17 protein-coding genes and 2 pseudogenes are annotated in these 18,992 nt (G+C 71.8%); 11 read left to right on the forward strand and 8 right to left on the reverse strand.

The window, feature by feature from the left end; translation table 11 throughout:
- Positions 1–214: 214 nt before the first annotated feature.
- Positions 215–598, forward strand: coding sequence for a VOC family protein (locus DIZ27_RS30205; RefSeq protein ID WP_109381613.1), 384 nt, complete (start codon positions 215–217; stop codon positions 596–598).
- A gap of 100 nt (positions 599–698) precedes the next feature.
- Here DIZ27_RS30205 and DIZ27_RS30210 read toward each other — a convergent pair whose 3' ends face one another.
- On the reverse strand, positions 699–1,490 hold the full coding sequence (locus tag DIZ27_RS30210) for a class I SAM-dependent methyltransferase (RefSeq protein WP_109381614.1): 792 nt from the start codon (positions 1,488–1,490) through the stop codon (positions 699–701).
- Positions 1,491–1,554: 64 nt separating this feature from the next.
- Between DIZ27_RS30210 and DIZ27_RS47515 the strand changes: the two are divergent.
- The 3 genes and pseudogenes from DIZ27_RS47515 to DIZ27_RS30225 all read left to right on the forward strand — a co-directional run.
- Positions 1,555–1,704 (forward strand): annotated as a pseudogene (locus DIZ27_RS47515) (LacI family transcriptional regulator); the annotation flags it as partial.
- A gap of 139 nt (positions 1,705–1,843) precedes the next feature.
- A complete protein-coding gene (locus DIZ27_RS30220; protein ID WP_146229015.1) occupies positions 1,844–2,593 on the forward strand; it encodes a hypothetical protein in 750 nt (249 codons plus the stop codon).
- 18 nt (positions 2,594–2,611) lie between these two features.
- Positions 2,612–3,496 carry a transporter substrate-binding domain-containing protein gene (locus DIZ27_RS30225; protein WP_258308605.1) on the forward strand — a complete coding sequence of 295 codons (885 nt, stop codon included), beginning with the start codon at positions 2,612–2,614 and terminating at the stop codon, positions 3,494–3,496.
- Between the two features lie 153 nt (positions 3,497–3,649).
- Here DIZ27_RS30225 and DIZ27_RS30235 read toward each other — a convergent pair whose 3' ends face one another.
- Positions 3,650–4,276 (reverse strand): hypothetical protein, encoded by a 627-nt coding sequence (locus tag DIZ27_RS30235; protein WP_109381617.1) that lies wholly within the window; start codon positions 4,274–4,276, stop codon positions 3,650–3,652.
- On the opposite strand from DIZ27_RS30235, the pseudogene DIZ27_RS30240 reads away from it, so the two are divergent.
- Positions 4,275–4,400 (forward strand): annotated as a pseudogene (locus DIZ27_RS30240) (glyoxalase); the annotation flags it as partial. The gene DIZ27_RS30235 and the pseudogene DIZ27_RS30240 sit on opposite strands and share 2 nt — an antisense overlap.
- 43 nt (positions 4,401–4,443) lie before the next feature.
- On the opposite strand, the gene DIZ27_RS30245 reads toward DIZ27_RS30240, so the two are convergent.
- The 3 genes from DIZ27_RS30245 to DIZ27_RS30255 form a co-directional block, all read right to left on the reverse strand.
- Positions 4,444–5,448 carry a PHB depolymerase family esterase gene (locus DIZ27_RS30245; RefSeq protein WP_219933664.1) on the reverse strand — a complete coding sequence of 335 codons (1,005 nt, stop codon included), beginning with the start codon at positions 5,446–5,448 and terminating at the stop codon, positions 4,444–4,446.
- A gap of 287 nt (positions 5,449–5,735) precedes the next feature.
- Entirely contained in the window at positions 5,736–6,236 is a 501-nt protein-coding gene (locus DIZ27_RS30250) for a universal stress protein (protein ID WP_109381619.1), read from the reverse strand.
- A gap of 5 nt (positions 6,237–6,241) precedes the next feature.
- Positions 6,242–7,498: an SLC13 family permease gene (locus DIZ27_RS30255; protein WP_109381620.1), complete on the reverse strand. Its 1,257-nt coding sequence runs from the start codon at positions 7,496–7,498 to the stop codon at positions 6,242–6,244.
- A 257-nt stretch (positions 7,499–7,755) separates the two neighbouring features.
- On the opposite strand from DIZ27_RS30255, the gene DIZ27_RS30260 reads away from it, so the two are divergent.
- The 3 genes from DIZ27_RS30260 to DIZ27_RS30270 are packed head-to-tail and all read left to right on the forward strand — an operon-like array spanning position 7,756 to position 11,563.
- Positions 7,756–8,280, forward strand: a complete 525-nt coding sequence (locus DIZ27_RS30260; RefSeq protein WP_109381621.1) for a (2Fe-2S)-binding protein — start codon at positions 7,756–7,758, stop codon at positions 8,278–8,280.
- An 11-nt stretch (positions 8,281–8,291) separates the two neighbouring features.
- Positions 8,292–9,326 (forward strand): xanthine dehydrogenase family protein subunit M, encoded by a 1,035-nt coding sequence (locus tag DIZ27_RS30265; protein WP_109381622.1) that lies wholly within the window; start codon positions 8,292–8,294, stop codon positions 9,324–9,326.
- A complete protein-coding gene (locus tag DIZ27_RS30270; protein WP_109381623.1) occupies positions 9,323–11,563 on the forward strand; it encodes a xanthine dehydrogenase family protein molybdopterin-binding subunit in 2,241 nt (746 codons plus the stop codon). The genes DIZ27_RS30265 and DIZ27_RS30270 overlap by 4 nt, the downstream gene beginning before the upstream one ends.
- Positions 11,564–12,093: 530 nt before the next feature.
- Here DIZ27_RS30270 and DIZ27_RS30275 read toward each other — a convergent pair.
- The gene (locus DIZ27_RS30275; protein ID WP_109381624.1) at positions 12,094–14,886 is read right to left on the reverse strand and encodes a SpoIIE family protein phosphatase/ATP-binding protein; all 2,793 of its coding nucleotides are present in this window, start codon (positions 14,884–14,886) and stop codon (positions 12,094–12,096) included.
- Positions 14,887–15,192: 306 nt separating this feature from the next.
- On the opposite strand from DIZ27_RS30275, the gene DIZ27_RS30280 reads away from it, so the two are divergent.
- Entirely contained in the window at positions 15,193–15,459 is a 267-nt protein-coding gene (locus tag DIZ27_RS30280) for a hypothetical protein (RefSeq protein WP_109381625.1), read from the forward strand.
- A 46-nt stretch (positions 15,460–15,505) separates the two neighbouring features.
- On the opposite strand, the gene DIZ27_RS30285 is transcribed toward DIZ27_RS30280, so the two are convergent.
- A complete protein-coding gene (locus DIZ27_RS30285; protein WP_109381626.1) occupies positions 15,506–16,267 on the reverse strand; it encodes an IclR family transcriptional regulator in 762 nt (253 codons plus the stop codon).
- A gap of 140 nt (positions 16,268–16,407) precedes the next feature.
- Between DIZ27_RS30285 and DIZ27_RS30290 the strand changes: the two genes are divergently transcribed.
- Together DIZ27_RS30290 and DIZ27_RS30295 are read left to right on the forward strand one after the other, a co-directional pair.
- The gene (locus DIZ27_RS30290; protein ID WP_109381627.1) at positions 16,408–17,376 is read left to right on the forward strand and encodes a GlxA family transcriptional regulator; all 969 of its coding nucleotides are present in this window, start codon (positions 16,408–16,410) and stop codon (positions 17,374–17,376) included.
- 23 nt (positions 17,377–17,399) lie between these two features.
- Entirely contained in the window at positions 17,400–18,035 is a 636-nt protein-coding gene (locus DIZ27_RS30295) for a DJ-1/PfpI family protein (protein WP_109381628.1), read from the forward strand.
- A gap of 33 nt (positions 18,036–18,068) precedes the next feature.
- Here DIZ27_RS30295 and DIZ27_RS30300 read toward each other — a convergent pair whose 3' ends face one another.
- Positions 18,069–18,953, reverse strand: a complete 885-nt coding sequence (locus DIZ27_RS30300) for a LysR family transcriptional regulator (protein WP_109381629.1) — start codon at positions 18,951–18,953, stop codon at positions 18,069–18,071.
- Between the last annotated feature and the right edge of the window lie 39 nt (positions 18,954–18,992).

The raw sequence follows: 18,992 nt of genomic DNA on the forward strand, positions 1-18,992 counted from the left end.
CTCGGACGACCGACCATGTCTTCGCTCCTTGTGAGTCACTCGCTCACTCGCTGCGCGAACACTAGCTCCCGCTCGGCAGGGCACGAAAGGCAATTAAGGGCCGGGCGGGCGGCTCAGCCGGTCATTCGGGAGTGCTGCCGTGCGCCTGAGCTGTGCGCGAAGGCAGAGCGCAACTCGGTGGCGTCCGGAGTGGAAGTCGGGAAGGCTTGCGCGCATGGTTTCGGTAGTGCAGAACGTGGCGATCGACTGTGCGGATGCCTATGAGCTGGCCCGGTTCTGGAGCGGGGTGACCGGCCGTCCGCTGCATCCGGAGGACAGACCGGGTGACCCGGAGATTCAGGTGCTGCTGGCGGAGGGCCCGGTGCTGCACTTCAACCAGGTGCCCGAGGCCAAGACGGTCAAGAACCGGATCCATCTGTGTCTGCGCCCTGAGACCTCGCGCGAGCAGGAGGTGGAACGGCTGCTGGGCCTCGGTGCCACCTTCGTCACCGATCACCGGAATCCCGATGGATCTGGTTGGGCGGTCCTTGCTGACCCCGAAGGCAACGAATTCTGCGTTCTGCGCAGCGATTCCGACCGAGCCGCCATGAATTCCTGAAGCTCACGCGCCACCCTGGCCGGTTTCGCATGACTGCTGGTCACAGCCACTCGTGGATGGTCGAGATGCGAACGGTCGCCTCGATCCGGCTCTGGCTCCGCTAGTGCTCCGCGGCTGGCCGGCCGTCCGAGCCGGTGGCCGACGGCGGCACCTCGAGGACGAAGAACAGGAAGGTGGGTCTGGTTGAGAGGTCGTGGAAGTCGTCGGGGAACAGTTCACGGGCGGCCGGGTCGGGCTGCGGCTCGCTGATGCCGGCAAGGCGGAAGCCGGCGGTGGTGAAGGCGTCGGTCATCGCGTGCAGTGGCTTGCGCCAGAACCTCATGGGGACGGACTGCCCGTTGAACGTCCAGTCGAAGGTACAGCTGGTGGTCGCGAAGTAGTCGGGCCGAGGATCCTGGATCGTGTAGGCCACGAAGGGGTGGTCCACCGACGCGATCAGTCGGCCGCCGGGCCTGAGCACTCGCCGCAACTCGGCCAGCGTCGGCCCCCAGTCCTCCAGGTAGTGCAGCACCAGCGACGCGACCACGTCGTCGAACGCACCGTCGGCGAACGGCAGGCGGTCGCTCAGGTCGACCAGGTGCAGGGCCACGTCGTCACCGAGCCGTCGCCTGGCCAGCGCCAGCATCCCGGCGCTGGCGTCGATGCCGGTGACGATGGCACCGCGGTCGCGCAGTGCGGCGGACAGGGGGCCCGAGCCGCAGCCGGCGTCCAGGATCCGACGGCCGGTCACGTCTCCGGCCAAGGCCAACATTGCGGGCCGCTCGTAGTACGCGTTCACGAGGTTGTTCTCGGTTTCCGCCGAGTACGCCTCGGCGAAACCGTCGTAGTCGTTCACCCGGATCGGATCGGCGGACTGGGCGAAGCTCTCGGGCATGTCGGTCAAGCGTTCCATCGTCGCAGCCTAGTTCTCACATGATCCGCCGGGCAGGCCCTTGGATGAATGAGTTCGGTGGGCGACGGTCCGCAGGCCACGCTCCGAGACGGCGGCGACGGCGCTGTGCCTGCTCATGCGCATGACGGACGGCCACCACCCGGAGAGCACCCGCACGGAACTGTCGACGTGCCTGGTGGAACGCGCGAGCACCGCACGGCCACGCGGCCGGTGAAGCGGCCGTCCTGCACGAGTCACGGGCCGTCGCCCGCCCCATAGCGCATTGGATCACGACAAGGGCCGCGTCGTGCCGTCTTCAACCATCTTTCCGGAAAGTCCTGTTGTGTTACTCCGTGCGCCCCTATGCTGCCCCCGTGAACAATGATGTGACCAACGCCACACAGGGGGTGTCGGTGCAGGCGGACGGATCGAACGACTCCGCTCCGCCGCCTCCCGGGTGGCTCAGGCGTGCGGCCGAGCGGGTGCGCACCGCCCTCGTGGACACGCGGGGGCTCGTCCTGATGCTCGTGGCCGATCTCGTGACCGTCCTCGGGGCGGGTGCCGTCTGGCTGGCACTCGGCGGGGATCCCGCGGTGGTCGGTGTGGCGGCCGGGGCCCTGCTGGCCTTCGGCGCCGCCATGCTGCCCCTCATCGGGCGCCGGAACGCGGACGGGGAGCCGCCGCTGTGGCCGCCGTTCGTCCTCGTGGTGATTCCGCTGGCCGTCCTGGCCGTGGGACTGCCGGCCTGGGGCACGTGGGCGTTCCTGGAAAGCCGCCACGTGGACGTGACGCACCGCGTCGAGTTCGCCCTCGACCCTCCCTTGGTGGACGGCGAGACCGCCGTCGCCTCCGTGCACACCGACGATCCCCGACCGCGGCTGAGCATCACCTTCGCCCTGGTCCAGCACGACCCCGCCGCTCCGATGTGCGCGCCCGGCAGCGAGTTGACCGTGACCCTCAAGTCGAGTGCCGGAAAGAACCAGGCCCGGACCGGGGCCGCCGGCACGGAGTTCGCCTTCGCCCTGGGACCGGGGGCGACCGACATCGAACTGTCCGTCCGGCTCCATGCGGAGCAGGGCTGCGAACTGGACCTGTCCGTCGCCTCGGCGCAACTGGATGATTAGGAAAGGCCCGTGACCGTCATGACGCACGCTCCGCGCCGCCCGCGCTCCCGCCGCCCCTCACCCCACCGGTACGCACGGATCGCGGCGGCCGCCCTGCTGTCGCTCACCGCTGCGGCCTGCGGGGGTGGCGAGAAGTCCCCCACCGGCACCGTCTACATCGGCGGCAAGAACGACCAGCCGGGCTTCAACCTCCACAGCCAGCACACCGATCGCGGCTTCGAGGTCGACCTGGCCGCCTACCTCGGAGAGCGGCTCGGCTTCACACCGAGGTTCCACGACGTGGTGTCCGCCGAGCGGGAGCAGGAACTCGACGGCGAGTCGCCGGCGTCGGAGCTGGTCATCGCCACCTACTCCATCACCCCGCAGCGGGACGAGCAGGTCGACTTCGTGGGCCCCTACTTCGTCACCAAGCAGGGTTTCCTGGTCCGCGAGGACTACCGGGACATCAGGAGCGAGAAGGACGTGGAGGGCAAGGTGGTCTGCACGGTCGCGGGTTCGACGTCGGCCATCGCGCAACTGCCCGCCGACACGACACCGCACATCGAGATCGACTACTCGACCTGTGTGCGAAAGCTCCAGCAGGGCGACGTCGACGCGGTGTTCACCGACGAGGCACTGCTCTACGGATACGTGGAGCAGCAGAAGAGCAGCAAGGTGCCCCTCAAGGTGGTCCCCGACGTCTCGTTCGGGACCATCAACCGGTACGGCGTCGGGCTGCGGGAGGGCCGGCCGGAGTTCTGCGCCGAACTCCGGGAAGCCCTGCGCAAGTACCTCACCAAGGAGTGGGCCAGCGACGTCAAGGTCCAACTGCCCGCGCTGGTCGCCGCCTACCCCGGTGACTGGGAGAACCGCTTCCGTCCCGACCCGCAGGACCTGGACGTCTACTCCTCCTGCAAGGGGTGATCACCGGTGGCATCGACGTCGAAGCCGCTGAGGTGCGCAGGGCGGTGACGCCGACCGGGAGGGAGTCGTGCCGGTAGCCGGTGGTGCGGGTGCGGATGAGGAGCGCGGGGGCCGACATGCGCCCGAGCCCGTGCAGACCGGCCCGCCCTCCCCTCAGCCGCCCGCGTCCACGTCGTTGCGGGGCGCCCCGTCCCCGGCCGGCGGCAGATCGCCGCGCTCGACGGGCTCGGACGGCGCCGCGCCGTCGGCGGGCGCGGACGGCAGCAGCTCGGCAACCTCCTCACCGGACGGCCGACGGGCGTCCCGCGCCGCCTCACGCAGGACGTCGCGGGAGACGCCCGCATCGCCCTCGAGCCGTACGACGTGGTCCTCCTTCACCACGGCGTACTCGTGCGTCCCCCGACCGGAGCGGTACCAGACTCCCTCCCCGTCCGACTCGCACGTCTGCTGCCCCGTGGCGCAGTCGGAGGCGGACATCGTGCCCCGGTCGACGTACAGCCGCAGCTGCCCGCCCTCCTGCCGCGAGACGTACGTGGCGGAGAAACCGTCCCCGCCGTACACCCCGACGGACTGCCGGGCGAGCGCGAACCCGGGTGCCTCGATGACGTAGACGAGCTCCGGGGCGATGCCCAACGCCCTGGCGCGGGTGACGAGTTCGGCGGCGGGGGCGTCGGTGTCCCGCGGCTGCCCCGGCTCACTGCCGCAGGCGGTGAGCAGCAGAGGAGCGAGGAGCAGAGGAGCGAGCAGCAGCGGCAGCAGTGGGCGCACGGTACGGACCATGCGCCCATCCAACCGGACGCCGGTCGCCGGCGTCCGTGCCATCGGGATGGTCGTCTCCGCCATGGCCGCTTCTGTCGCCTTCTACCGCCGGCTCGGGGTCGCGTTCCCCGAGAGCGCCGACACGCCGGGGTGGGCCTGCGGTACCGGCCCGCCCCGGCGCGTGGGTCTCACCCGCCGAGTGCGGTGACCATGTTCATGATGGTCTCGACCTGGGCGCCGCCCTGGATGGGGTAGTTGGTGGCGCCGAGGTAGCCCCACCAGTCCCAGCATCCGTTGGGGTTCACGTAGGACGACGTGGCCTGCGGATACAGGACGATCATCTTGTTGTTGTCGGCGTACTGGTTGAGGTTGGCGCGGTCGACGAAGGTCGTACCGATCGTGTCGTACCCCTGCTTGCAGCCGTGCAGGGAAACCATCAAGCGGCAGCTCTGCCCCGACTCACAGGACTTGGGGACGTAGGCGAATCCGGAGCTGCCCATGCTCAGGGTGCTCGCCATTCCGTTGACGGCGTGGGTGCTCTGCCCGAACTTGATGAGCTTGCCCGTCAGCGGCCCGGTGTTGGGGGAGGAGACCGAGCCGAAGAGCTTCTGCAGCAGTGCTCTCTGGGGGTCGGTGCCGCAGTCGTTCATGTACGGCGCGCTGTTCGCGGTGCAGCTGTTCGGCCCGTACGGGGTGACCCAGGAATGCCCCGCCGTGGAGGTGTTGTCGTAGGTCACGTTCGCGCCGAAGTGCTGGTAGAAGGCCTTCCCGGCGTCGCCGACCGAGGGCTTCACCGTGGTGTCGTTCTTGCCCTGGTAGAGGTACACGGGGCTGCCGGACAGGTTGCCGACCGGGTCGATCCACCCGTAGGAGGACCAGGTGGAGGCCCTCGAGGTCAGAGTGCTCGTATAGGTGGGGTAGAGGTTGTCCCCGCAGCCGTACAGGGCCTGGTAGACGTTGTTCTGGGCGCAGTAGTACGGTCCCGCCCCGAAGATCGCCGCGCCCTTGATCTTCTTCGAGTGGGCGACGTGCAGCTGACCGGCCATGTAGCCCCCGGAGGAGATTCCGGAGACGTACACGCCGGATACGTTGTGGCGGGTGAGACTGCCCGACACCGGGGGAACCGTGTGGGGAGTGGCGGCCCGGGCGGTACCTGCCGACGTCAGCAGGGCCACCAGGACGGAGAGGATCAAGGCGGGGGACCACCGGAGGACACGTTGACGGGCTCGCATCATGTGCACCTGCTCCCTGGGGCTTGCGGTCCGGTCAAGGCGCCGGTCCGTGCGGTAGCGGAACAGTAGAGGTGACACGAGAACACTGGCGATGTGTGCGGCACACATCCATCAGCGGATCGAAGTGGCTCAAAGACACTGGTCCTGACGGCCGGTGCGCCGGGCCCGAGCCGAGCGGGCGGAAGCAGCGCCCGGGGAGACCGTTGCCGACGCCCGGGAAGACCACGACCCCTGCCCGGTGCTTGCGGCTACCGGTGGTGGGGCGGGTGGGGTGGCGGTGGCGGGAGCGTGGCGACGTCGGGGGCGGTTTCGGGCCAGACGAGGAGGACGGGGCAGGGGGCGTGGTCGACGATGAAGCGGCTGGCGGGGCCGAGACTACGAGGTCCGAGATGGGTGCGGTCGCCGTCGCGGGCGAGGACGAGCAGGTCGGCGCCTTCGGCGGCGGCCACGACTTCCCGCTCGACGCGGCCGGTGCGCTCGACACGGTCACAGGGACGCGCCAGGCGCTGCGCGGCTTCGGCGAGGAGCCGCTCGGCGGAGGCGGTGGCCAGGTGCTCGACCGCCGTGCCGGGGTCACGTTCGGGACGGCCACGGCCGAGCAGCCCGGCGAAGGCGCCGTGTGCGGCGCCGGGGGCTTCGGGGCCGGTGACGTGCAGCAGCACGATGTCGGCGGCCTCGGGGGCGTGGCTGCGGGCGGCGTCGACGCAGGAGGGCCAGGTGCCCTCGGTGATCCAGGCGATGACTCTCATGGTGATCAGCCTCCGATGACGGTGAGTGAGGCCCACAGTGCCACCACCGCGAGCAGCAGGGCGGCGGGCACGGTGCACAGGCCGAGCCGGGTGAACTCGCCGAGTTCGACGTCGCTGTCGTGTTCGTGCACGATGCGCCGCCACAGCAGGGTGGCCAGGGAACCGGCGTAGGTGAGGTTGGGGCCGATGTTCACCCCGAGCAGCACCGCGAGGACGGCACCGGGCCCGGACGGTGCGGTCAGTGGCAGCAGCACCAGCACGGCGGGCAGGTTGTTGATGAGGTTCGCCAGCACCGCGGCCAGCGCCGCGACGGCGAGCAGGGCCGCGAAGCCGTTTCCGCCCGGAACGAGATGGCCCAGGCCGGCGGCGAGGCCGTTGTCGACGACCGCGCGGACCACGATGCCCAGGGCCAGGACGAAGACGAGGAACGGGACCGCGGCGGCGCGCACGAGGGCGGTGGGCCTGGTGCGGCGCCGCGCCAGAGCACGCACGGCCAGCACGACGGCGCCGGCGAAGGCCGCCCAGGCGGGGTTGACTCCGAGGGCTGAGGTCAGGACGAACCCGGCCAGGGTGCAGGCCACGGTGACCAGGGCGAAGACCGGCAGCTCACGGGGTTCGGCGGTGGGGGGAGTCCGGGCTCCGGCGTCCAGGTCGGTGGCGAAGAACCGGCGGAAGACCACGTACTCGACGGTGATGGCGACCAGCCAGGGCAGGGCCATCAGGGCGGCGAAGCGGGTGAAACTCAGTCCGCTGGCGGCGAACGCGAGCAGGTTCGTGAGGTTGGAGACCGGCAGCAGCAGCGAGGCGGTGTTCGACAGGTGGGTGCAGGCGTAGACGTGCGGCTTGGGCCGGGCGCCGAGCCGGGCGGCGGTGGCGAAGACCACCGGGGTGAGGAGCACGACGGTGGCGTCCAGGCTGAGCACCGCGGTGATCACTGACGCGGCTGCGAACACCTGGACCAGCAGGCGGCGCGGGCGACCTGCCGCGGTACGGGCCATCCACGCTCCGCACGCGTGGAAGAGGCCCTCGTCGTCGCAGAGCTGGGCCAGGACCAGGACGGCGGCGAGAAAGCCGATCACCGGTCCGAGCCGCGCGGCCTCGTCGCGGGCGTGGTCCAGCGAGATCGCTCCGGTGGCGATGACCACGCCCGCGGCCGGGACGGCGACGACCGCCTCCGGCCAGCCGAACGGGCGGACGACGGCGCACGCCAGCACCGCCAGGAGCAGAACGACGGAGACGGCCTCCGCCAGCGGGGAGCTCACGATCAGATCTTCTCCCAGCCGTGCGGTACGGCTGGCCGGGGCATCCGCCGGACGGTGGATCACCGCGGGCTGCCCTGCCCGCGGGGAACCCGGCGGACCCCCGGCCGGCCTCGCCGCCGAACGGAGCGCCGGGTGAGGGACGCGGTGGTGGCCCGCGGGGGGCGGCCGCCCCCCGTCCGGTGGCCGCTCCCGCGGGCGTTTGCGGCGCTTTCGGGTGTTCAGGAGAATGAAGAGGCCGGCTCTTCTGGAGGTGCGTCATGCCCACACGCGGCCCGACCCTCACCGAGCAGGACGCAGCACTGCTGGGACAAGGACCCGGCCCGGTCAGGGTCGGTCTGTCGGTCAACGGCACCGAGCGCACCCTGGACATCGAGCCACGCGTCAGCCTGCTCGACGCGCTGCGTGAACACCTGCACCTGACGGGCGCCAAGAAGGGGTGCGACCAGGGAACCTGCGGGGCGTGCACCGTGTGGGTCGACGGGCGGCGCGCGCTGGCCTGCCTCACCCTCGCGATGACCTGTGAAGGCCACGAGATCACCACCGTGGAAGGGCTGTCCGAGGACGGCGAACTGCACGAGATGCAACGGGCCTTCATCGCCGAGGACGCCTTCCAGTGCGGTTATTGCACCCCCGGCCAGATCATGTCCGCCGTGGCGTTGGTCCATGAGGGGCACGCCGGGGACGACGACGAGATCAAGGAGTGGATGAGCGGCAACATCTGCCGGTGCGCCGCCTATCCCCACATACGGGCCGCGATACGCGCCGCCCGCGAGCGCATGTAGGGAGGCACCCGGTGCGGCCCCTCACCTACTTCCGCGCGACCGACACGGCGAGCGCCGTCACCGCCGTGAGCACCGACCCCACCAGCGACTTCCTCGCCGGTGGCACCACCGAGGTCGATCTGCTGCGCCAGAACGTGCTGAACCCCCGCCGCCTCGTCGACATCAACGACCTCCCGCTGACCGATGTCGAGGGCACCCCGGCAGGAGGGGTGCGGATCGGTGCGCTGGCCCGGATGAGCGACGTCGCCGCCGACCCCGTCGTCCGTGAGCGCTTTCCGCTGATCGCCCGGGCACTGGAGCTGGGGGCGTCCGCACAGCTGCGCAACATGGCGTCCATGGGAGGCAATCTGCTGCAGCGGGTGCGCTGTTCGTACTTCCGCGACGCGGAGTCCCCCTGCAACAAGCGCGAGCCCGGCACCGGTTGCTCGGCCATCGAGGGCTTCAGCCGAGGTCACGCGGTGCTCGGCACCAGCGAGCACTGCATCGCCACGCACCCCTCGGACGTGGCCGTGGCTCTCGTCGCGCTGGACGCCCAGGTGCGCACGACGGGCCCGCACGGCGAACGCACCTACGCCATCGACGACTTCTTCCTCCTCCCCGGCGACTCCCCGCACCGGGAGCACCCCCTGGAGCACGGCGAACTGATCACCGGGATCGAGGTGCCCGCCACGCCCGTCGCCCGGCACTCCCACTACCTGAAGGTCCGGGACCGCACGTCGTACGAGTTCGCGCTCGTCTCGGTCGCGGCCGCGCTCTCCGTCGTGGACGGTGTGATCGCCGACGTACGGATGGCTCTGGGCGGAGTGGCCACCAAGCCCTGGCGGGCCAGGCGGGCCGAGGACTTCCTGATCGGCGCACGCGTCCAGCGGGACAACTTCGCCATGGCCGCCCGCGTCGAGATGGCCGATGCCCGGCCGACCCCCATGAACGCCTTCAAGGTCGAACTCGCGCAGCGCGCCGTCGTCCGCACCCTCGACCTGCTGAGCGACGGAACGGGATCCGGGTCCGAGCGCGGACCCGGGGCCGGGACCGGGAGCCCGTCATGAGCACCACGACGACACCGTCCGCCATCGGACAGCCCCTCGACCGCGTCGACGGCCGCCCCAAGGTCACCGGGGGCGCGCACTACTCCGCCGAGATCCCCCTCCCGGACATGGCGTACGCCTACGTGGTCGGCTCCCGCATCGCCGCCGGACGGGTCACCGGGATCGACACGAGTGCCGCGACGGCCGAGGAGGGCGTACTGGCGGTGCTCACCCACGAGAACCTGCCGAGGATCGCGGAGCAGCCGCCGCTGGTGCCCTCGCTCGCCGGCACGGCGGCACCCGGACAGACGTTCTTCCCGATGCAGGACGACATCGTCCACTACGCCGGCCAGCAGATCGCGCTCGTCGTCGCCGACACCTGGGAACGCGCCCAGCACGCGGCGCACCTGCTGCGTGTCTCGTACGAGGAGACCGCTCCGATCACCACCCTCGACCAGGGCCGGGACCGGGCCTACGTGCCCGAGAGGATCTTCGGAGGGTGGATACCGGGGCACATCGAGCGCGGAGACGTGGAGGCCGGACTGCGGGACGCGGACGTGCGGGTGGAGGGGACGTACACCTACGCGGCGAACAACCACAACCCGATCGAGCCGTCCAGCACCACGGCTCACTGGGACGGCGACACCCTGCTGCTGTACGACTCCACCCAGGGAGTCAACGCCACACAGATGACCGTGTCACGGCTGCTCGGCGTCCCGATGTCGCGGATCCGGGTCATCGGCCACTACGTCGGCGGCAGTTTCGGCTGCAAGGCGATGGTCCACGCCCACCCGGCGCTCGCCGCGATGGCGGCGAGCGCCGTCGGCCGGCCCGTCAAGCTCGCCCTCACCCGCGAGCAGATGTTCACCTCCGTCGGCCATCGGGAGGAGCAGGAGCAGCACCTGACGCTCGGCGCGACACGCGACGGCCGGCTGACCGCCGTCCGGCACCACAAACTCTCCCCGACCTCCCACTTCGACGACTGGGCCGAACCCTCCGTCGGCGTCTCGTCGCAGATCTACGCGTGCCCCGCCTACCAGGGCGTCTACCGGTTGTTCCGGGCCAACACCATGACCCCGACGTTCATGCGGGCGCCGGGTGAGGCGACCGGCATGCACGCGCTCGAGTGCGCGATGGACGAACTCGCCCACGAACTCGGCCTGGACCCCCTCGAACTGCGGCTGCGCAACCACACCGACGTCGACGCCATGTCGGGCTTCCCCTGGTCCAGCAGCGGGCTGCGGGAGTGCTATGAGCGCGGAGCCCGGCGGTTCGGCTGGTCCGGCCGCGATCCCCGGCCGGCCGTGCGCCGTGAGGGCGACTGGCTGATCGGTACCGGCATGGCCACCGCGGCGTATCCCGTCGCCCCGCTCGCCAACCCGCAGCGCGCTCGCGCGCGTCTCTACGCCGACGGAACGGCGGTCGTCCAGGCCGCCACCCCCGATTTCGGCACCGGCGTCGCCACGGTCATGACCCAGGTCGCCGCCGACGGACTCGGCATGGGCGTGGAACGCTGCCGCTTCGAGAACGGGGACACCGACCTGCCCACCATCGCGGCCGCGGTGGGTTCGGCGGGCGCCGGCATGATCAGCGCGGCCGTGCACAGCGCCGCCACCGCCCTGCGCGGTCGGCTCATCAACAAGGCGGTGGCAGACCCCGGTTCACCTCTGCACGGCGCGGACCCGGTCGACGTCGTGGTACGGGACGGCGTCATGACCGCCGGGACCGCGTCCGAGGCGTACACCGATCTGCTGCGACGCACGTTCCAGCCGGACGTCGAGGCCTCGGGCCAGTGGAACCCGCCCGCCCACGACATCCCCTACGGGACGATGACCTTCGGCGCCCAGTTCGCCGAGGTCGCGGTGGACGCGGAACTGAGCCTGGTCCGGGTGCGGCGCATGACCGGTGCCTTCGCCCCGGGCCGGGTGCTCAACGCCAAGACGGCCCGCAGCCAGCTGATGGGGGGCATGCTGTGGGGGCTGGGGCAGGCGCTGCTGGAGGCCAACCACACGGCGCCGGACACCGGCCGCTGGGTCGACTCGAGCCTCGGCGAGTACCTCGTCGCCGTCAATGCGGACGCTCCGGACGTGGACGTCGAGCTCATCGAGGTCGAGGACGCCGTCGTCAACCCGTTGGGCGTGAAGGGTGTCGGCGAGATCGGCCAGGTCGGGGTGGCGGCGGCGATCGCCAACGCCGTGCATCACGCCACCGGGCGCCGGGTGCGCAAGCTGCCGATCACGATCGAGGACCTCCTGTGAGGACGGCGGACGTCCTCCGAGGGACAGCGGGCGTCCTCCGAGCGCATGCGGACCGCCCCGCCGGGCGCCCCGGCCGGGCGACGGCGTCCGCAGCCTCGCGGACGCGCCCCTGCGCCGGGTCTTCCCGCAGATCCCGCACCCTGGGGACCCGGTCCCCGCGCGAAGGCGCCTGCTGCCGTGGACCGACGAGTTCGTCCGCTTCCCCAAGGTGAGCGTCCGCCAGGACGGCAGCACCCTCACCCGCCGCACCCTGCCGTGGCCCGCACCGCCGACCACCTCGACGACGTCTCACCTACCGGCGGCCCGGTTTGCATCACCGTGGGGTGGCCCACGCCGCCCCGCTCGTCTGAGGCCGGTGCTGACACGGGTGCCCGAAGTGTTCACGATTCCGCGAGCGCCTCCTGACCGACACCGCTGATACCGCCGTCACCGCCGGCATCGCCGTCATCAGTCGTCCTCGGGTCCCGCCCCGCCCCCGAGACAGAGGCACCGGAACCGGCGGCGGACAGACGGTGCGGGAGTCGCAACGGTCACAGGGTCGCGTCGGACCACTGGTCGAGGATGTCGTCGCCGGTCAGGGCGGCGCCGGGTTCGCCCGCCCTGCCGTCCAGTTGCTGCTCGGCCCAGATCACCTTGCCGGTGGGCGTGTACCGGGTGCCCCAGCGTTCGGCGTAGCGGGCGACGAGGAACAGGCCGCGTCCGCCCTCGTCCGTGGCCGCCGCCTGGCGCAGGTGGGGCGAGGTGCTGCTGCCGTCGGAGACCTCGCAGATCAGGCGGCGGTCCCGCAGCAGGCGGACGTGGATGGGGACGGTGCCGTGGCGGATGGCGTTGGTGACCAGTTCGCTGAGGATGAGCTCGGTGGTGAAGCCCGCGTCCGTCAGGTCCCACGCCGCCAGCTGCCGGGTGACGTCGGCGCGGACGCCGGACACGGCGGCGGCTTCGGGGGGCACGTCCCAGTCGGCGACCCGCTCGGGGTCGAGCACCCGGGTACGGGCGACCAGCAGGGCGACGTCGTCGTTCCCCAGGTTCGGCAGGAGGGCCTCGAGCACCGCGTCGCAGGTCTGCTCGGGAGTCCGGCCGGGATGGGACAGCGCGCCGCGCAGGATCTCCAGACCGGTGTCGATGTCCCGGTCGCGGCTCTCGATGAGCCCGTCGGTGTAGAGGACGAGCTGGCTTCCCTCGGGCACCTCGAACTCCGTGCTCTCGAAGGGCAGGTCGCCCAGGCCCAGCAGCGGACCGGCGGGCACCTCGAGGAAGGTCACGGTGCCGTCCGGGCGGACGAGGGCGGGCGGCGGGTGGCCGGCCCGGGCCGCGCTGCACGTGCCGGAGGCCGGATCGTAGACGACGTACAGGCAGGTGGCCCCGATGATTCCCTCGTCGTCACCCTGGTCCGCCCGCTCCCGGTCGAGCCGGGCCACCAGGTCGTCCACCCGGGCCAGCAGCTCGTCCGGCGGGAGGTCGAGGGTGGCGAAGTTGTGCACCGCGGTACGCAGCCGTCCCATGGTGGCCGCCGCGTGCAGACCGTGCCCCACCACGTCCCCGACCACCAGTGCCACCCGGGCGCCGGACAGCTCGATGACGTCGAACCAGTCCCCGCCCACCCCGGCCTGGGCCGGCAGATAGCGGTGGGCCGCCTCCAGCGCGCTCAGGTCCGGCAGGTCACGGGGGAGCAGACTGCGTTGCAGGGTGACCGCCATCGCGTGCTCGCGGGTGTACCGGCGGGCGTTGTCGAGCGCCACGGCGGCCCAGGCGGACAGCTCCTCGGCGAACAGCACATCGCTCTCGTCGTACGGCTCCGCCCGCTCCGAGCGCCAGAAGTCCACCGAGCCCAGCACCGTGCCGCGGGCCCGCAGGGGTACCGCGATCAGGGAGTGGAAACCGTGTCCCAGGAGCTCCTCCGCGCGGTCGGGGGCCAGCGTCCGCCATCCCTCGGCGGTGCTCAGATCCGCCTCCAGCACCGCGCGGCCGCTCTTCACGCACCGTGCCTGCGGTGTGGCGTCGGGGAAGCGAACCGTTTCGCCCACCGCCATCAGCGGCAGGTCGTCGTGGATGGTGCTCAGCCCGGCCCGTCGCATGACGGTGTGCCGCCTGGTCGGCTCCTCGCCGTGCAGCACCTCCTCGGCCAGGTCGACGGTGACCAGGTCGGCGAAACGCGGAACCGCCACCCCGGCCAGTTCGTGCGCGGTGCGCTCCACGTTCAAGGAGGAGCCGATGCGTGCCCCCGCGTCGTAGAGCAGGCTCAGGCGCTCCCGGGAGGCCTCGGCGCGACCGGACAGGGCCCGCAACTCCGTGGTGTCCCTGAGCGTCACCACGCTCCCGGCGCTCCCGTTGCCGGGCCCCGCGCTCCGCTTGTTGACCGCCAGCAACCGGTCGGCTGTGGGAAGCACCTCGTCGGTGGCCGTCCGCTCGGAGAGCAGCAGTTCGACGACGCCCGGGCTCAGCGCGAGGTCGGTCACCTGCCGCCCCTCCGCGTCCGGCGGCAGGTCCAGCAGCCGCCGCGCCTCGTCGTTGGCCAGCACCAGCCGCCCGTCACCCCCTACGATCAGCACCCCCTCCCGCACCGCGTGCAGCACCGCGTCGTGGTGGTCGTACATCCGGGTCATCTCCACCGGACCGAGACCGTGGGTCTGACGCAGCAGCCGCCGGCTCACCAGAGCGGTGCCGCCCGCGCAGATGGCCAGGGCCACGCCCGCGGCCCCCAGGAGCACCGGGAACTGCTGGGCCGCCATGCCCGCCACCTTCTGGATCGTGATCCCGACCCCCACCGAGCCGACCGGTGTCCCGTCGGGCTCGGTGACCGGGGCGTACCCGACCACCGAGCGTCCCTTGACGGTCTCGATGGTCTGCGTCCGAGGGGAGGTCAGCGGCTTGATCGGGCCGGTGACGGCCTTCCCGATCAGCGAGGGGTCGGGGTGCGTGTAGCGGACCCCGTCCTTCGAGTACACGACGACGAGGTCCACGTCGGTCGCCCGCTCGACCCGCTCGGAGAGCGGCTGCAGGACCTTGCTGGGGTGGGGGCCGGTCATCGCCGCCAGCGTCTGGGGGGAGTTCGCGAACGTCGTGGCGATGGCCAGGGACCGGGTCTGGGCCTCGTGGAGGCTGTCACGCCGGGCCTGGAACACGAGGGCGACCAGCGCGGCGGTGATGATCAGGATCACGACCAGGACCTGAAGCACGAACACCTGGCCGGCCACGCTGCGGACCCGGAGCAGGGACCGCAGCCGTCCGGGGGGCCGCGCCTGCCGGGATCCCTCGCCGCGCCGGTCCCGCTGCCGGGCCGACTCGGCGCGTGCGGCCCGGCCCCCGAACAGGCGGGATGACATGGGGAAAGGGCGACGGGGATGTGTGGTCACTGCATCGTTCGCCTCCTCGGCAGCGGTGCCCCGGCCGTCCATGACCACCCGTCCGCCGGTCGGCCGCCCGTCGGGGAGGACCGGCGGTGCGCGGCCTCCGCGGTGTCGCGTCCGGCGAGCGGGCACCGGGACCATCGACCCGGATGTTCTTCGCATTCCTCGCGAACGAGTCAACGGTACCCGCTCGTCCCCGGTGCGGTTGCGGAACAGCTGCGCGCGGAGGGCGCCACGCGCCACAATGCGGCTCAGGAGCGACACCACCGCGGGGGGAAAGCCATGGCCGGCCAACGAAAGTTCCAGACAGCGGTCAGAGTCGAGAAGGCGCGGATCTGGTTCGCCTGGGCGTCCGGCGGTTCCGTCATGCTGGCCGCCGCCCTCGCCACCCAGGACATCCGCGTCGTCGGCGTCGTCACCCAGGTCCTGCTCGTCGGCGTCGGCATCGCGTTCACCGTCACCGCCGTACGGATGACCGACCGGCTCAACCGCACGGCCGAAGCGGCCCGCCGGAACGCCCTCGGGGGCCTCCGGCACAGGGGGCCCTGACGCACCTGACGCAAAGGAGGAAACGGGCCGGCCCGTGGCCGAGGGCTCAGCCGGCGACCTGTCCGGTGAGGCTCCGGCCGATACCCCGGGCCGCCACCTGCAGGGCGCTGACCAGCCGTGCCCGGTCGCGTCTGAGACTGGGGGCGACGATGCCGAGCGCCGCCACCACCGCGCCGTCCGACCGGATCGGCACGGCCACCGTGCACGCGCCCAGGCTCATCTCCTCCACCGTCGTGGCGTAGTCGTCCTCGCGCACCTTCTTGAGCTGGCCGCGCAGCAGTCCCGGCCGGCTCACCGTGTAGGGGGTGATCCGGGGGAGGTCGGCGAGCACCTCGTCCTGGACCTCGGCCGGAGCGTGCGCGAGCAGCACCTTGCCGACCCCCGTCGCGTGCAGCGGCAGGCGGGAGCCGATCGCGCTGACCACCGGCACCGAGGCGTGACCGGAGAGCCGGTCGACGTACAGCGCCTGCAGGCCGTCGCGCACCGCGAGGTGCACGGTGGCGAGGGTCGCGCCGTAGAGGTCGTGGAGGTACGGGGAAGCGATCTGCTGCAGCCCGGCGTGCACCGGCGCGAGCAGGCCGATGTCCCACAGCCGGCGCCCGACGACGTACTCCCCCGACGCGGTGCGGCTCAACGCACCCCACGCGACGAGCTCGCCGACCAGCCGGTGCGCGGTCGGGACCGGGAGGCCGGCGCGGGCGGCGAGCTCGGTGAGGCTGAGCTGCCGGTGCCGCCCGTCGAAGGCCCCCAGGATCGCCAGCGCACGACTGGTCACGGAACGCCCGGGCCTCGCGGAATTGCCTGCCATGCCCGGCATCCTTCCGCTGAGCGGAAACGAAGACAACCCCGGCACCGTCTCCACGGCCCCCGGCAGCGGCCCCGGGGCGGCAGGAAAGGTGGGCTGCTCGTCATTGCGGCCATCCCGGCTCCCCGCCGAGGATGAACGCCATGACGAGGAGATCGGTGCTGGTGGTCGTCTTCGACGACGTGCAGAGTCTCGATGTGACCGGCCCCCTGGAGGTGTTCACGGGGGCGGGGCGCCACAGCGGGGACCCGTACGAGATCCGTACCGCCTCGCTCGACGGGGCTCCGGTCCGTACCTCGAGCGGTCTCACCGTCGTCCCGGACCGCGCACTGGGCGAGGTCGAGGTGCCGCACACCCTGCTCGTCCCGGGCGGCAACGGCACCCGTCACCCGGCTCCCCGGCTGATCGACTGGCTTCGAGAGCGCGCCCGGGACGCCGAGCGCATCGTCTCCGTGTGCAGCGGCGCGCTGCTGCTGGCCGAGGCCGGCCTGCTCGACGGCCGTCGGGCGACGACCCACTGGTCGGTCTGCGACCACATGGCCAGGACCTACCCGGCCGTGGACGTCGACCCCGACCCGATCTTCGTACGTGACGGCCGGATCGCCACCTCGGCCGGAGTCACCGCGGGCATCGACCTCGCGCTCGCCCTGGTCGAGGAGGACCACGGCAGGGACACCGCGCTCGCCGTCGCCCGACATCTCGTCGTCTTCCTCCGGCGTCCGGGCGACCAGGCGCAGTTCAGCGCCCAACTCGCCGTCCAGACCGCGCGGCGCGAACCACTGCGGAAGGTCCAGCAGTGGATCACCGAGCACCCGGACGGGGACCTCTCCGTCGAGAGCCTGGCGGAGCGCGCCAACCTCTCCCCCCGGCACTTCGCCCGCACCTTCCACTCGGAGACCGGTACGACACCCGGCCGGTACGTCGAGCGCGTCCGCCTGGAGCACGCCCGGCGTCTCCTCGAGGACACGGCCGACGGCGTCGGGCAGGTCTCCCGCGCCAGCGGCTACGGCACACCCGAGGCGATGCGCCGCGCCTTCGTGAAAGCCCTGGGCACCGCTCCGGCCGAGTACCGCCGGCGCTTCCGCCCGTCCACATCATCCGAATCCGCCTGAATCCGCCCGCTGAAAGGCAGACGATGCAGATCGCGATTGTCCTCTTCGACCGCTTCACCGCGCTGGACGCGGTCGGCCCGTACGAGATGCTCTGCCGCATACCCGGTGCCGAGACGGTCTTCGTCGCGCAGCGACCGGGCCCCGTGCGCAACGACCGCGACGACCTCGCCCTCGTCGCGGACCACGGCCTCGACGACATGCCGGCCCCCGACATCGTCGTGGTGCCCGGCGGCCCGGGGCAGACCGCCCAGATGGAGAACGAGACGCTCCTCGACTGGCTGCGCACCGCCAGCGCCGCCAGCACCTGGACGACCTCGGTGTGCACGGGCTCGCTCCTGCTCGCGGCGGCGGGGCTGCTCGAAGGCCGCCGTGCCACCACGCACTGGCTGGCGCTCGACAGCCTCACCGCGTTCGGTGCCGAACCGACCGGCGAACGCGTCGTCACGGACGGCAAGTTCGTCACCGCGGCCGGAGTCTCCTCCGGAATCGACATGGCCCTCACCCTGGTCGGCAGGGTCGCCGGTGACGCACACGCGCAGGCCGTCCAGCTCGGGACCGAGTACGACCCCCAGCCGCCCTACGACGCGGGTTCACCCCGAAAGGCCCCCGCAGCACTCGTCGACAAGCTCCGCGCCGGGAGCCGCTTCATCCTCCGTTAGGGCCTGTCCGGCGGGCGGCCCCACGCGCGCCCCTCAGCCGCGGACGCAGTCCTCGATCACCGAGGCGACCTGCTCGGTCGCGGCCGAGACGCGGTGCGTGCGCCGGGCCAGCACCAGCTCGACGGACTCGGAGCCGGTGAGCGGTACGTAGGTCACGCCCTCGAGGCTCAGGCTCTGCACCGACTGCGGTACGAGGGCCACGCCGTGCCCCGCCGCGACGAGGACGACCAGGGTGGCCGTCTCGCCGATCTCGATGAGCGGGTCGGGCCGGAAACCGGCCCGCCGGCAGGCGGACAGGACCCGGTCGTACATCGAGGACCGGGACTGCGAGGGATGGATGACGAACGGCTCGTCGGCCAGGGCCTTCAGCGGGATGCTCGGCCGGCCGGCCAGCCGGTGGTGGGCCGGCAGCACGGCCACCAGCGGCTCGGACCGCAACGGCGTGGTGCGGATGTTCTCCTCCGACACCGAGCCCCGCAGGACGGCGAGGTCGAACGTGCCGGAGAGCAGGCCCTCGACGAGCCGCGGGGTGAGGACCTCACCCCGCAGGTCCAGGGTGATGCCCGGCAGCTTCGCCCGTACGGTGCGGGCGACCCTCGGCAGGACGTCGTAGGTGGCCGTGCCGATGAAGCCGACCGAGACCCGGCCCGCGTGGCCGGTGGCGAGCTCCCGCAGGTGGATCCGCGCGCGCTCCTCCTCCGCGACGAGGGTGCGCGCGTAGTCGGTGAGGTGACGGCCGGCCTCGGTCAGTTCGACGCGCCGGGTGGACCGGTTGAACAGCGAGACGCCCAGCTCCCGTTCCAACTGCTTGACCTGCTGGGACAGGGCCGGCTGTGCCACGCGCAGGCGGGCGGCCGCGCGCCCGAAGTGGCACTCCTCGGCCAGGGCGAGGAAGGAGCGGAGCTGACGGAGTTCCATCCCCCCATTCTATAAGCGCTGCTTATGAATCAATGCAGA

Source organism: Streptomyces sp. NWU339 (assembly GCF_003143855.1).
In the GTDB taxonomy this organism is placed as follows: domain Bacteria; phylum Actinomycetota; class Actinomycetes; order Streptomycetales; family Streptomycetaceae; genus Streptomyces.

Coding starts and splice junctions, on each gene's coding strand:
- DIZ27_RS30205 (WP_109381613.1), top strand. CDS start 215: ATGGTTTCGGTAGTGCAGAACGTGGCGATCGACTGTGCGGATGCCTAT.
- DIZ27_RS30210 (WP_109381614.1), bottom strand. CDS start 1,490: ATGGAACGCTTGACCGACATGCCCGAGAGCTTCGCCCAGTCCGCCGAT.
- DIZ27_RS30225 (WP_258308605.1), top strand. CDS start 2,612: ATGACGCACGCTCCGCGCCGCCCGCGCTCCCGCCGCCCCTCACCCCAC.
- DIZ27_RS30235 (WP_109381617.1), bottom strand. CDS start 4,276: ATGGTCCGTACCGTGCGCCCACTGCTGCCGCTGCTGCTCGCTCCTCTG.
- DIZ27_RS30250 (WP_109381619.1), bottom strand. CDS start 6,236: ATGAGAGTCATCGCCTGGATCACCGAGGGCACCTGGCCCTCCTGCGTC.
- DIZ27_RS30260 (WP_109381621.1), top strand. CDS start 7,756: ATGCCCACACGCGGCCCGACCCTCACCGAGCAGGACGCAGCACTGCTG.
- DIZ27_RS30270 (WP_109381623.1), top strand. CDS start 9,323: ATGAGCACCACGACGACACCGTCCGCCATCGGACAGCCCCTCGACCGC.
- DIZ27_RS30275 (WP_109381624.1), bottom strand. CDS start 14,886: ATGTCATCCCGCCTGTTCGGGGGCCGGGCCGCACGCGCCGAGTCGGCC.
- DIZ27_RS30280 (WP_109381625.1), top strand. CDS start 15,193: ATGGCCGGCCAACGAAAGTTCCAGACAGCGGTCAGAGTCGAGAAGGCG.
- DIZ27_RS30285 (WP_109381626.1), bottom strand. CDS start 16,267: ATGGCAGGCAATTCCGCGAGGCCCGGGCGTTCCGTGACCAGTCGTGCG.
- DIZ27_RS30290 (WP_109381627.1), top strand. CDS start 16,408: ATGACGAGGAGATCGGTGCTGGTGGTCGTCTTCGACGACGTGCAGAGT.
- DIZ27_RS30295 (WP_109381628.1), top strand. CDS start 17,400: ATGCAGATCGCGATTGTCCTCTTCGACCGCTTCACCGCGCTGGACGCG.
- DIZ27_RS30300 (WP_109381629.1), bottom strand. CDS start 18,953: ATGGAACTCCGTCAGCTCCGCTCCTTCCTCGCCCTGGCCGAGGAGTGC.